Origin of the sequence: Methylomusa anaerophila (genome assembly GCF_003966895.1) — a bacterium.
Classification (GTDB): domain Bacteria; phylum Bacillota; class Negativicutes; order Sporomusales; family Sporomusaceae; genus Methylomusa; species Methylomusa anaerophila.
The window spans coordinates 747,489-759,753 of record NZ_AP018449.1 but is presented as its reverse complement, the minus strand read 5'-3'; the positions used below and the strand labels follow the sequence as shown (position 1 = coordinate 759,753).

The following is a 12,265-nucleotide window of genomic DNA, read 5'->3' as shown; positions in this document are numbered from 1 at the left end:
CAAGTTAAAACAACAAGGAAGTATTGATGAAGTATTGATTATGAGGCCTTATGGGAGACGGACTTATGAGCAAAAAAGCAGTGAAATGGCTGTATCAACAGTTGCCGGAGCTGGTTGAGAAAAACGTTATTTCCGCCGAAAACGCCGAGCGGATACGGGAATACTACGAACCCATAACCCAGCGTCCCCAGCCCAAAATTTTCTTAGCAGTATTTGGCATAATCGGCGTTGTCTTAGTAGGATTGGGAATTATCCTCATTTTGGCCCATAACTGGGATCAGCTTACCCGTTTACACCGGATGGCGATTGCTGTTGGTATGTTATTGGCGGCGCAAACCCTTACCGGCGCAGTAATATGGTTTAAAAAGGATAAAAAGGACAGCGCGGTGTGGGCGGAGTGCGCAGCTACCTTATTGATGCTGATCGTGGGGGCAGCGATAGCTTTAGTTGGGCAGACCTATCATCTGGTTGATGACACAGGCGGCTATTTGTTGACCTGGATGCTGCTTTCCCTTCCGCTGGTTTATCTGCTGAATGTTACCGTTCCTGCCCTGATGTACCTGATCGGCATTTCCCTATGGACGGCTGTCGGTTATTTTGATATCTTGGGCAAGCAAATCATCTGGGCCCTGTTAGGGTTGGCGACCCCGTATTACTACCATCTGCTGCGGACAGCGCGGGGGAAGAATCAGACTGTTATTTTTTCCTGGTTTTTTACCCTTAGCCTCTGTTTTTGTTTCGGATTTGCTTTTGCCCGGTATATCGACAAACTTAGTTTATTTACTTATACTATTTGGTTCACAATACTCTATTTTGTCGGCAGCTTGTGGTTTGACGAAGAAGCCGCAGCCTGGCAGAAACCCTTCAAATTAGTCGGATTATTGGGAACCGTTAGCTTAACCTTTCTAATGACGTTTAGAAACCTGTGGCTTAGTTTGGGAGACAAGCTCTATTGGACGACAACCAAAGAATATATACTTGCTTTTGCTCTCATGGCTTTTGCTGTTCTATTGGGGAGCCGGCTGCTTAGGACTAAAGGGATTCAGTATAGCTTATTCAGCTTATTCGGGGTAGCGCCGCTGATTGCAGGCGCGGCTTACCTGATACAAAGTTATGATACCGGCGGGGTCGGAGCTACCGTATTATTAAATGCCTATATGCTGGTTATAAGCCTGACTGTAATTATGACCAGTATCCGCGAGGGGACTCTGGGGACCCTGAATATCGGCATGATAATGCTGGCGGCGTTAATAACGGCCCGTTTCTTTGATATTGAATTCAGTTTTATAGTGCGGGGGAGCGTGTTTGTTGCGCTGGGAATCGGTTTTCTTATTGCTAATCTGGTAATGGTCCGACGAAAGGCGGGGGGAAATGATGATGAAAACTAAAACCGCCATTTTACTTTTTCTGTTCCTGGCAGTCATTCAACTGACCGTTCCACTCTACATGACATGGCATTGGGAGGATGTACTGAAGAATGGGCATCAGTTTTACTGGGCCACAGCACCGGTTGACCCATACGATGCTTTGAAAGGAAGGTATATTGATCTTCATTTTAAGGAAATGAGCGGCCCCATCCTTGACGGGTCTGATTTTGCCCACGGACAAACGGCTTACGCCGTTATCGGGGAAAGGCGGGACAACAAAGCCTACATTCAGGGGATTCGGGCCAACCGGCCGGCAGGAGAACCTTTTCTGCGGGTAAAGGTTCTATATGTAAAAAAGGATCAGGATCAGGCATTTGTCATTGTTCCTTTTAAGCGGTATTACCTGCCGGAGGATGTGGCTCCTGCCGCTGAAACGGCGTACAGAACCAGCGCCGGCAAAGACGGGGTTGCGCTGGTGCGGATCAAGGACGGTTACGGCGTGGTCGAACAGCTTTACATAGGGGACAAAACGCTTCTTGATGTTTTGCGGGAAAGAAAATAAGAAAAAACGCGGCCGAGGAACAAGCGGTATTCACATATATATATTACTAAAGGAGAATCCTAAACTGGAGGTTGACCCTGATGGTTGTTCTAAAAAAAAGAGCAGTAGCTACTGTTATTGTTGTTATCATGTTATTTTCCAGCTATATTGCCAGTGCAAGCCGCCAAGACGGAATTCCTGTGTTACTATACCATCATGTTGGCAATGATGATGGTGGTTTGCCCCGCCTGACGATAACTGCGGACGAATTTGAACGGCAAGTGGCGTTGCTGCATAATGCGGGTTTTGAGACTATTTCGCCGGAGCAGTTGATTGCCTACATGAAAAGGGAAGAAGTGTCTCTGCCGGAAAGACCCATCCTGATCACATTTGACGATGGCTATGACGATAATTATGCTAATGCTTTGCCAATATTGCAGAAGTATGGGTTTAAAGCAGTTTTTTTTGTTGTGGGAATTAACGTTGACCGTGCCCAAAGATTATCGGCGCAACAAGTGCGGGAAATGGCAAAGAGCGGGTTCGCCATCGGCGGGCATTCCATGACTCACAGTGATTTGACCCAATTGTCCGGACCGGAATTAGAACATGAAATCTTGGACAATAAACGACAGCTTGAAGGGATAACGCACCAGGAATCGTTGTTTTTTTCCTATCCTTACGGGTTCTTTAACCTGAGATCATGGAAAAAGATCGAATCAGCAGGCTATCAGGGGGCCTTTACGGTATTAAGCGGCGTAAACAAAGCCGGTCGGGACAATATCTTCTTATTGCGCCGTATCCCAATATTTAGCACCACGGATTTTGATGCTTTACTGGCGCGACTGACCGGAACCTATTCGGCGCATATGCTTTTGGATTACTTGCCGGAACACATGGATTCAATCATAAATTCTGCTACCGACGGGTTGCTATGATGTCAATTCTTTAATGCGACCTATATACTGATAGGGGATTATACATGATAACCAAGTGGCTGCAATTTAAAAATTTTACCCAAAGGCTGTGGGTGCTTAAAAATAACTTATATGTACTCTTACTGGTTTTAAAACATCCGCGAACACCGGGATCTGTAAAGCTGATGGCCGGGGCAGCGATGTTCTATTTAATTAGTCCGATAGACATCGTCTCGGATGTGGTGCCTTTTTTTGGCTTTTTAGATGATTTAGTCGTAGTGCCGTTTATTTTAGCGGCGGCAATTAATCAGGTTCCGGCCGGAATACTGGACGAATGCCGTAAAACAGCCGAAAAATACCCGCTAAGGAAGAGGCTGCTAAAGTGGTTGACTATTGTATTCATTGCGGTAGTGATTTTGGTGACGGGAATTTATTATCTGGTTAAATAATATCAATAGCCTCGGATACTCTGCCCTTTGTACGACGCAGTAAGTCATGGGCCGCATCTGCCGAAATACCTGCCAACAGCATGACAATAGCTGTTTTTGCTGAACCTTCTGCCCGGATAAGCGCCTGCTCGGCTTCTTCCCCTGGGCAGCCGGTAGCCAGTGTTACTATGCGTTTTGCTCTTTCATTGAGTTTGTGGTTGGTGGCCTGGACGTCAACCATCAGATTTCCATAAACCTTGCCTAATTTAATCATGGTTGCCGTTGTCAGCATATTTAGCACCATCTTTTGGGCGGTGCCCGCTTTCATCCGGGTAGAACCGGTAATTGCTTCCGGGCCGGTGAGAATTTCAATGGACAAAGCGGCGACACTGCCGATCTCCGGCTCGGGTGTCGAACTGACGGCAATTGTTTTACAGCCTACTTCCCGGGCATAGCGTAAACCCCCAAGGACATAAGGCGTTCGGCCGCTGGCGGCGATTCCCACTACGATATCCTTATTCGTAAGGTGTTTTTGTTTTAAGTCGTCGGCGGCCAAGGCCAAAGAGTCTTCAGCTCCCTCAACTGCGCGAAAAACCGCAGTTTTCCCGCCGGCAATCAGGCCTTGAACCATTTCCGGCGATGTCCCGTAAGTGGGCGGGCATTCGGAGGCATCCAGTATTCCCAATCGTCCGCTGGTGCCGGCACCGATATAGAACAAACGGCCGCCGGCTTGCAGGCAGTCAGTTGTCCAATCCACGGCCCGGGCAATCTGGGGCAATACTTCCTTAACGGCCAGGGCCACCTTTTGATCTTCGGCGTTGATGAGACGGACGATATCCAGTGTGGTTTGCCTGTCAATATTTACGGTATTGGGATTACAGCCTTCGGTTAGCAGTTTATCCAGATTGATTTTCAATTACGGCGACCTCCTTAAAGCGAAATGGACGACCGGGCGTGATATATTTAAGCAGAAAAAGCTCTTCTTTCACTACGGTTGCCGCTATATTAACCCGGGGGTCAGGTGGTAAGTCTTTCGCGGCAACCTGTAATTCTCCCATATAGCGGAGGTAGCCGGCGTTATCGATTGTAACCGAGCCTGTTGCGCGGGGCCGGACCGGACGGGCGGGAATGATTCCGGTACACAGGCCGCGGGCTTCCTGCGAACGGATTACATGTTCTCCCGGGTCGGTACGATTGGTATGGCGGGAAAAGAGTATAGCCAGTTCTTGCTGGCTGAGACCTGATTCAACCTGGACATTAAGTTCCACACATTCGTCAGCAAGAGACGCTACTGACGCTAATTCTTCCGGAGGGGCCAGCGGGTCGCCGAAGAAGATACAGTCGACCAGTTTACCGGCCAAAAAGTGTTTGGCCGCCACCACCGGACTTAGCGAGCGATGCTGTTCCAAAGTGGGCAGACCCTGGTGGATTGGGCCGCGGGGATTTTTTCCGGAGGGAATAAAAGCGGCCACCGGGATATTGTATTGTTGGCAGAGTAATGTGCGTTCTTGGAATAGTTCGTAGGACAAGCCGGTTTCCGGACGGGGATAGAAGTTATGGCAGGCCGTGATGCGGCTGGTAACGGCTCCGGCTGAGAGAATGGCCGCCAGTATGGTGGTGTTAATTGTACTGGCATTGAGTTCGATATGAAGGGCGCTTTCCCTGGTGAGTCTGGCAATCTCCGCCGGCGTGAACCCGAAATCCAGACGTAGAATGTCAATACCAAGACTATTCAAGGCCGGGGCCGACAGGTAATTGAGCCCCAGCAGGCTAAAGGCCCGAGGGGATATATCGGCAGTGACCCGGAATCCTAATTCGCCGGCGTGGCCGATGATGCTTCTAAATTCCGGGATTATCGCCTGTTGGTCCGCTTCGGGAATATGAAGGGAGGTAAACAGACGGGAATAGCCTAAGTCACGGGCCATTTCAAGATGGCGCTTGATGGTTTCAACCGGATATCCCAGCCCGGCGTAAACGGATATTCCTTTTTCAACTGTCATGAACTAGTCACATCCTTAAATCATTCTTCATCTTTGGGGTCCTCAAAGCCTACCACCCAGGTGACGATGAAACCTGCCGCATAAGCAATTGCAAGGCCGGCAAGGTAAAGTCCCGCGCCGCCGGGCTTAATAAGAAAAGTCAGGGGAAGGCCGGAGACGCCTAAAGCGATGGATTTGACGCCGGCGGCAGCCTGGAATGCGCCGCCGAAACCAGCGCCGATGCAGGCGGTAATGAAAGGGCGGCCGAGGGGCAGGGTTACACCAAAAATCAAGGGTTCGCCGATGCCCAGCAGACCGACCGGCAAAGCGCCTTTGACTATTTGTTTCAGCTTGTTGTTTTTAGTTTTCAGATATACGGCAAAAGCTGCTCCTACCTGCCCGGCACCGCCCATGGCCAGAATAGGGAGCAAAGGATTTTCTTTCAGGGTGTTAAGAAATTCCATGTGCACCGGTACAAGGCCTTGATGCATTCCCGACATTATAACAGGCAGGAAGGTCCCGGCCAGAGTAAAACCGGCCACGACACCACCTATGCTGATCATATTTTTAAAAAAAGCTATTATACCATCGGATAAGACGCCGCCGACAGGCTGCAGTACATAATAGGTGGCCAACCCGGTGATTAAAAGGGTAAGCGCCGGGGTAACCACTATATCCAACGCATGGGGGACAACTTTGCGCAATTGTTTTTCCACCCAACTGATAAACCAGGCTGCCAGCAATATTCCGATCAAGCCGCCCCGGCCCGGGACCAAAGCCAGTCCATTGATTTTTATTGTGGCGATTGCCGGGTTAATGATAAGTACTCCGGCAAGACCTCCCAGTGCCGGCGTACCGCCAAACTCTTTGGCGGCGTTGATGCCGACAAAGACGCCCAAATAAGAGAAAATTCCCCAGCCGATTACATTTAAGATGGCGATAAACGTTCCTTGCGGGTCTGCCCCTGACTGTACGGCGATGTTGGTAATGCCCGCTACCATACCGGAGCCAACGATAGCGGGAATAAGGGGAACAAAGATATTGGCCAGTTTTCGCAGAAACAATTTGAACGGGGTGCGGTTCTGATCCTGGCAGGCTGTTTTTAAGTCCCTTACCTCACCCGTCTTAAGGCCGGTGATTTCATTCAGTACGCCTGCAACTTTGTTTACAATTCCGGGGCCGAGGATGATTTGCAACTGACCCGCCTGCTCTACTGCTCCCAGCACTCCCGGAATTTTTTTCAGAACAATTTGATTAGCTTTTTGTAAATCCGCCAATGTCAGACGGAGTCTGGTCATGCAGTGAGCGGCCCCAATGATATTGTTTTTGCCGCCTACGGTCACGACTATCTGTTCGGCAAGCTCTCTTTCTTTGGACATTCTTCAACCTCCGTTACTAGACCACTAGGATTATTCAAAAAATTATAGCATTTTAGTGTTATTATGTATAGAGCAGTTGCGGCCATTTTTATTATCAAATGTTTAGCCCCGCCCGCGAATGGCGGGCGGGGCTTACAAGCACTGCAGCGGCATAGCCGGTTAAAAGGATTTTACAATTTTTTCATAAGTAAAGCGGGTTTCTCGCGGGCGTAAAGTCTTAGTTTCATCAAAATACCCTAAACATATAAGCATGGTTACAATCACATGATCAGGGATGTTGAATATTTCTTTTATTTTGGACTCATCGAATCCGATCATGGGGTGAGCTTCAACGCCATAGTATTTGGCGGCATACATGATGCTCATGGCCAGCAGGGAGCTGTTGCTGGCTGCGAAAGCCACCTGCCTAAGTTCCGTAGGAAAAAGGACATTTTCGGAGAAATTTACAATATTTTCTACATCTGCGGCGCTAGCATTACCTAACCGGACTTTTTCGTCCCATATCGGATTTGGGCGTTTAAATCCGGTTGTGTCGCCAAGAATAGCCAACAAGACAGGGGCGTCAAGCACTTTCGGCTGGTTGCACGCCTTGTCGTGGACTTCTTGCCGCTTCTCTTTTGACTTTACAGCTAATACTTGCCACGGCTGGGCATTAAAGGCAGAAGGAGCCAGTACGGCAAGGTCGATGATGTCTTTCAGCAACTCATCCGATAAAGGTTTGGTTGGATCAAAAAAATTTACCGACCGTCTGGTTTCAGCAAGCTCTTTAAAATCAAGCTTTTTTTCTACCATGAGTAATCCCTCCTGATTTAAAATAAAGTTACTCCTAGTTAATAAATATTAGTTATTTGCAAAGGGATTTCCTGCTATACATTGGATCATCACTTAGTTAAATTAGAGAATTCGCCCATACTCACCTCCCTTGTTTTCTGCCGAAATAGGCTGAGTGGAAAAACTATTTATTCCGAAAAACCCGGCTCAAGACAATGCCTGTAAGGAATCCACCGATATGGGCCCACCAGGCAATATTTGACCCGGCGATGAACCCGGCTATGGCTCCCTGCTCGAGTTGCAGCAGAAACCAGACGCCGATAAAAAGGTAGGCAGGAATTTCTATTATCGGAAAAAAAAGGAATAATGGGATAAGAGTTAGAATCCGGGCGGAGGGAAAGCAGGTCAGGTATGAACCAAGCACCCCCGACACAGCGCCGCTCGCGCCAATAAGCGGAATATTTGAGTTTGGATCGAACAGAACCTGGGTAAGGTTGGAAGTAATGCCGCAGGCAAAGTAAAAGCAGAGGTATTTTAAATGACCCAGGCAGGCTTCCGAAGTGCGTCCGAATAGCCACAGATACCACATGTTGCCTATGATGTGAAACCAGCTGCCGTGAAGAAACAGATTGCTGACCAAAGGCAGGTAAGCAATAAGATCATGGGGAGTGCCGGTATTAATATTATGCATGAGTTTGGCCGGTATCAAGCTATATGCAGCGATTATACCGATGGAATCTGAAGTCAATTCCAGGTAAAAAACGTAGGCATTCAAGAGAATAATTCCCAAAGTTAGAGAAGGAAAAAATGAACCAAGGCGAATATTATCACGTAAAGGAATCATACCCGTACTCTCCCTTTATCCAAAAAACGGGGGCGGCTTTAAGACCTACCCCCGTTAATATTATTTCGTATGATGGACTCAGATTATCAGTTCCCTACTTTAAGCTGATTAGTTTTATTATTCAATGATTGTAAGCACTTCCTCCAAAGGTTTGCGGGCCGGGTTGGCTATCTCGCCGCTGGCCGGAATACCTAGTGGAGTCATGGCTGCCAGATAATAGCCTTCTTTTTTAAAGCCTATGTATTGGGATATTTCCGCGGCAGCATAGCTGGGACCGGTCATCCAGCAGGCGCCATAACCCAGACTGGCCGCAGCCAGCAGCAGGTTTTCCAAGGCGGCAGCAATATTTTGAATTCCTGGATTTGGCTTGGCGTAACTCAAAGCTTCCTCTCGCGGCAGAATGCCGGCTTCTAACAGCGTATCGGCAATGGTATCATAGGGGCCGGCATAGACAAGGATCAGCACCGGCGCCGTCTGAAATACAGTATGGTAGCGCACCGATCCTGCAAATGCTTTAATCTTGTCCGCGTCTTTTATGTAATTCGTTAGTTTTTGATTCTTTTGTTCCACAATTGACGCAATTTCAGCAATTTTATTTTTATTTTTAACAACAACGAAATGCCAGTTTTGCAGATTCTTACCTGAGGGGGCATAGGTAGCTGCCTTTACTATCTCCCGGATATGCTCGACAGGTATTGGGTCTTCCTTAAATTTCCTTACACTGACCCGTTTATAAATGAACTCAAGTTCTTTCATAGTTTTCGCATTCCTCCCTGTTATGTTTCTATTATACTTCCCCTTTTATGGGCAAGCAACTTAGGCAGGAATATTCTTGTCAAAATACTTGTAGATATACGGTATTGCTGCGAGGGGTACTAAAGCCGATAATGAGTGACATAAGAACCAGCAGGAACATGTATTGTCCCAGAAAGTTATTCCATTTGGCAACAAATTGTTGCGCCATGTTGCAGGTAAGGCACATTTCTTTATTCTCCTGACGTATATTAAATAATGCGGGGAAGGATTACCGTTCATGATATGATCCATCTCCCAATAGGGTACCCGGAATGGAAAAAAATCCACCGGTGATTTTCCGATGGATGTAATAGCCAAATTATTATTCCAGTTCAACCGTGACTTGGACATTGGCGGTCAGATGAACCAAACCGGGCGATATGGGGGTGGGCTGGGTCGCCGTATCCGCTGCTGCGCCCTTGGCAACCATTCTGCTCATTTCCAAAGGCTGCAAATACACGCCGCTTTCGTTGACTGCCTGGATGCGGGAAACGTGCTTATTTAAGACGTTGGCAATGGCTTCCGCCTTAGTGAGGGCGTCTTTTACCGCCTGTTGGATTGCTTCGGCTTTGGCGGCTGTCTCGTCTTTTTTGCCGAAACGAACGCTGGTTACCTGATTGGCGCCGGCTTTTAGAGCGGTATCGATTACCAGTCCGGCTTGGTCGGGGGCGGCGGTGACAGAGATATTGTTAGATACCTGGTAACTCTTGATTGCCGCAAGTCTGCGTCCGTTGTCGGCATACTCATATACCGGAGTTACGGAATAATTGACGGTCTTTATGTGTTCCGGCTTGATTCCCAGAGCCTCAATCTGGCGCTGGATTCTGGCCGCCAACTCGGCGTTTTTTTCCTGTGCATCCTTTACATTTACGGCATCCGTTACTGCGCCCATAGTGACAAAAGCAACATCCGGAGCTATTTCCTGTTCATAATTCCCTGACACCGTAACTTCTGTCCCGGTTGATGGCTCTTTAGCCAGTACCGGCGTCGCTGCCAATACCATCATTAGTACTAATAAAATAGCTTGTTTCCCCAAGAAATACAGTTTACTTTTCACATTTTCATCTCCTTTTAGTTATATAAACGCAGATTAAAGCAAAAGGTAACGCTTCGGGTGTTATAAGTTTTTTTCGGGAGGTTGGAAGTTAGAGGGGCTGGAGGTTGGTAGTTATGGAAATGGAAATACGAAAGATTGAAGAAAAAGACGTATGGTCATATTATCATTTGCTGCACACACTGGATAATGAGTCCAAATTTTTGCTGTTTGAACCAGGCGAGAGAAGAACTTCGCCGGAAGAGTTGGTAATTCGGATCCGTAACGCTGAGAGATCCGGTTCGCTCCTATTGGTTGTCGAGGCCGGGGGCAGCCGTCTGGTTGGTTTTCTGTCTGCCGAGCGGGGATTCGCCAACCGAATCCGGCATAAGGCATATATTGCCGTAGGTATTTTGGAGGAATATACCGGACAAGGCCTGGGCGGACGCTTGTTTAGGGAAGTGGAGCTATGGGCGAGGAACGTGGGAGTGGTTCGTTTGGAGCTAACCGTCATGGCTCACAACAAGCGGGCACTAAGATTGTATGAAAAGATGGGGTTTATGACAGAAGGCAAGTACCACAAATCTCTGATTGTTGACGGGCAGTATGTGGATGAATATTGTATGGCCAAGTTGCTGTAATCATATGATGGGTCGTATAGAGTTAGGCCGGTTTGTTTGGCTGGCAACAGTATTTTTCATCAATGCGTGCAATGCTTGTGCCAGCCGTTTTACTCCCTCTTGCAACAGTTCTTCCCGGTGAGTTACAAAGCAGAGCCGGAATTCTTTCTCGCCGAGAGGGTCGGCATAAAAGGCTTCACCGGGGACGAAGGAGACATTTTCTTTCGTGACTTCATGAAGCAACTGGCGGGAAGTAATCCTGTTTTCCAGATGACACCAGAGATAAAAACCGCCGCCGGGGACGGAAAAAGAGATTAAGGTTTCCAGGTGGCGCCGCAAAGCGCGGGCGGCTGAATCGCGGCGTTTTTTATACTCCCGGCGAACCAGTTTCAGGTGGCTCTCCAGCAAATTATGGCCAAGGAAATTGGTAAGCAGCCACTGGGATATATTGTTGCTGTGCAGGTCCATATACTGTTTTTCCAGGGCAACGCGGTTGATGACCGCCGCGGGAGCCGCTATCCAGCCGGTGCGTAAGCCGGGAAACAATATTTTGGAAAAAGTGCTAAGGTATATGACGCCGCCATAATGGTCCAGCGCTTTAAGCGAAGGCGGCGGCGCTTCCCCGTAATAGAGCTCGCCATAAGGGTCGTCTTCAATAATGGCCAGCCGGTGGCGTGAGGCCAAACTTAAGATTTCCTGCCGTTCATTGAGTGGAATCAGCCGCCCGTTGGGATTTTGAAATGTAGGCAGAATATAAAGCAGCTTCGGACGATACCGGATAAGATAATCTTCCATTAGCGACAGGGGAAACCGGCCTGCGGCAGGTAAAGTAAGTATGCGGGCTCCTGCAGACTGAAACATTTGGATAGCGCCCAGATAGGTTGGCGATTCGACGATAACATAATCTCCCGGTGCCAGCAATACCTTGGTTAAAAGATATAAAGCCTGCTGGGAGCCGGTGGATACAAGGATATCGTCCGGCTGGGAGAAAATATTTTTTTGGTTTAAATAGCGGGCCAATTCCTGGCGCAGGGGGAAATAGCCTTCGGTAGGAATATGGCCGAAGTCTGTACTGTCTAGGTTTTTAATAGTCAGGTTAAATAAATCGTGGAAGGCGTCCAAAGGGTATAGCGCCGGATCGGGCATGCCGGCGGACAAAGATATAGAGTCACTGGATACTACAGTAGATACCAGTTCTTTAATGATGGATGATAATGGGGTTTGGAGATGGGGAGAAAACAATTGATGCCACGGAATGTCAGCCTTAGGAACTGAATGAGATGATAACTCGGCTATGTAAGTACCGCTGCCGATTCTGGTTCTAACCATTTTTTGCCGTTCCAGCTGATGGTAGGCATTTATGGCTGTGGTGCGGCTAACTTTCAAAAGTTCTGCCAATTCACGCTCGGGAGGCAGTTTGGTATTCGGCGGCAGGATATTCTCTTGAATTTTCGCAGCAACGGCATTCGCAATTTGTATATACAGCGGGATAGTAGCGGCAGGGTCTAAACGGATGCCGCCTATAATTTTGGATATATCCATTTTGTATTTTCCTCCGAAATATCCAATTATGCTGTTATTTTATTTAATTGGA

13 protein-coding genes are annotated in these 12,265 nt (G+C 48.0%); 5 read left to right on the top strand and 8 right to left on the bottom strand.

All coding sequences use genetic code 11. From position 1 onward, the window contains the following. Window positions 1–65: 65 nt before the first annotated feature. The 4 genes from MAMMFC1_RS03445 to MAMMFC1_RS03430 all read left to right on the top strand — a co-directional run bounded on the left by MAMMFC1_RS03445 (window position 66) and on the right by MAMMFC1_RS03430 (window position 3,271). Window positions 66–1,388: a DUF2157 domain-containing protein gene (locus MAMMFC1_RS03445; RefSeq protein WP_158618624.1), complete on the top strand. Its 1,323-nt coding sequence runs from the start codon at window positions 66–68 to the stop codon at window positions 1,386–1,388. Next, a complete protein-coding gene (locus tag MAMMFC1_RS03440) occupies window positions 1,378–1,929 on the top strand; it encodes a GDYXXLXY domain-containing protein (protein WP_158618623.1) in 552 nt (183 codons plus the stop codon). The genes MAMMFC1_RS03445 and MAMMFC1_RS03440 overlap by 11 nt, the downstream gene beginning before the upstream one ends. Before the next feature lie 80 nt (window positions 1,930–2,009). Continuing rightward, window positions 2,010–2,843, top strand: coding sequence for a polysaccharide deacetylase family protein (locus MAMMFC1_RS03435; RefSeq protein ID WP_126306488.1), 834 nt, complete (start codon window positions 2,010–2,012; stop codon window positions 2,841–2,843). Between the two features lie 44 nt (window positions 2,844–2,887). Beyond that, window positions 2,888–3,271 carry a YkvA family protein gene (locus MAMMFC1_RS03430; RefSeq protein WP_126306486.1) on the top strand — a complete coding sequence of 128 codons (384 nt, stop codon included), beginning with the start codon at window positions 2,888–2,890 and terminating at the stop codon, window positions 3,269–3,271. Here the strand turns inward: MAMMFC1_RS03430 and murQ are convergent. The 7 genes from murQ to MAMMFC1_RS03395 all read right to left on the bottom strand — a co-directional run bounded on the left by murQ (window position 3,264) and on the right by MAMMFC1_RS03395 (window position 10,075). Continuing rightward, a complete protein-coding gene (gene murQ / locus MAMMFC1_RS03425) occupies window positions 3,264–4,166 on the bottom strand; it encodes an N-acetylmuramic acid 6-phosphate etherase (RefSeq protein WP_126306484.1) in 903 nt (300 codons plus the stop codon). The genes MAMMFC1_RS03430 and murQ overlap by 8 nt on opposite strands. Next, window positions 4,147–5,250 carry a DUF871 domain-containing protein gene (locus MAMMFC1_RS03420; protein WP_126306482.1) on the bottom strand — a complete coding sequence of 368 codons (1,104 nt, stop codon included), beginning with the start codon at window positions 5,248–5,250 and terminating at the stop codon, window positions 4,147–4,149. Before MAMMFC1_RS03420 ends, murQ begins: the two co-directional genes overlap by 20 nt. Before the next feature lie 20 nt (window positions 5,251–5,270). After that, complete coding sequence (locus MAMMFC1_RS03415) at window positions 5,271–6,608, bottom strand: PTS transporter subunit EIIC (protein WP_126306480.1); 1,338 nt, start codon at window positions 6,606–6,608, stop codon at window positions 5,271–5,273. Window positions 6,609–6,767: 159 nt separating this feature from the next. Next, a complete protein-coding gene (locus MAMMFC1_RS03410; protein ID WP_126306478.1) occupies window positions 6,768–7,400 on the bottom strand; it encodes a nitroreductase family protein in 633 nt (210 codons plus the stop codon). A 163-nt stretch (window positions 7,401–7,563) separates the two neighbouring features. Then, window positions 7,564–8,223 (bottom strand): rhomboid family intramembrane serine protease, encoded by a 660-nt coding sequence (locus MAMMFC1_RS03405; RefSeq protein ID WP_126306477.1) that lies wholly within the window; start codon window positions 8,221–8,223, stop codon window positions 7,564–7,566. A gap of 117 nt (window positions 8,224–8,340) precedes the next feature. Then, window positions 8,341–8,979 (bottom strand): nitroreductase family protein, encoded by a 639-nt coding sequence (locus MAMMFC1_RS03400; RefSeq protein WP_126306476.1) that lies wholly within the window; start codon window positions 8,977–8,979, stop codon window positions 8,341–8,343. A gap of 361 nt (window positions 8,980–9,340) precedes the next feature. After that, window positions 9,341–10,075 carry an SIMPL domain-containing protein gene (locus MAMMFC1_RS03395; protein ID WP_126306475.1) on the bottom strand — a complete coding sequence of 245 codons (735 nt, stop codon included), beginning with the start codon at window positions 10,073–10,075 and terminating at the stop codon, window positions 9,341–9,343. 113 nt (window positions 10,076–10,188) lie between these two features. Between MAMMFC1_RS03395 and MAMMFC1_RS03390 the strand changes: the two genes are divergently transcribed. After that, a complete protein-coding gene (locus tag MAMMFC1_RS03390) occupies window positions 10,189–10,692 on the top strand; it encodes a GNAT family N-acetyltransferase (protein WP_197723903.1) in 504 nt (167 codons plus the stop codon). On the opposite strand, the gene pdxR is transcribed toward MAMMFC1_RS03390, so the two are convergent. Continuing rightward, a complete protein-coding gene (gene pdxR, locus MAMMFC1_RS03385) occupies window positions 10,693–12,213 on the bottom strand; it encodes a MocR-like pyridoxine biosynthesis transcription factor PdxR (protein WP_126306474.1) in 1,521 nt (506 codons plus the stop codon). Window positions 12,214–12,265 lie beyond the last annotated feature (52 nt).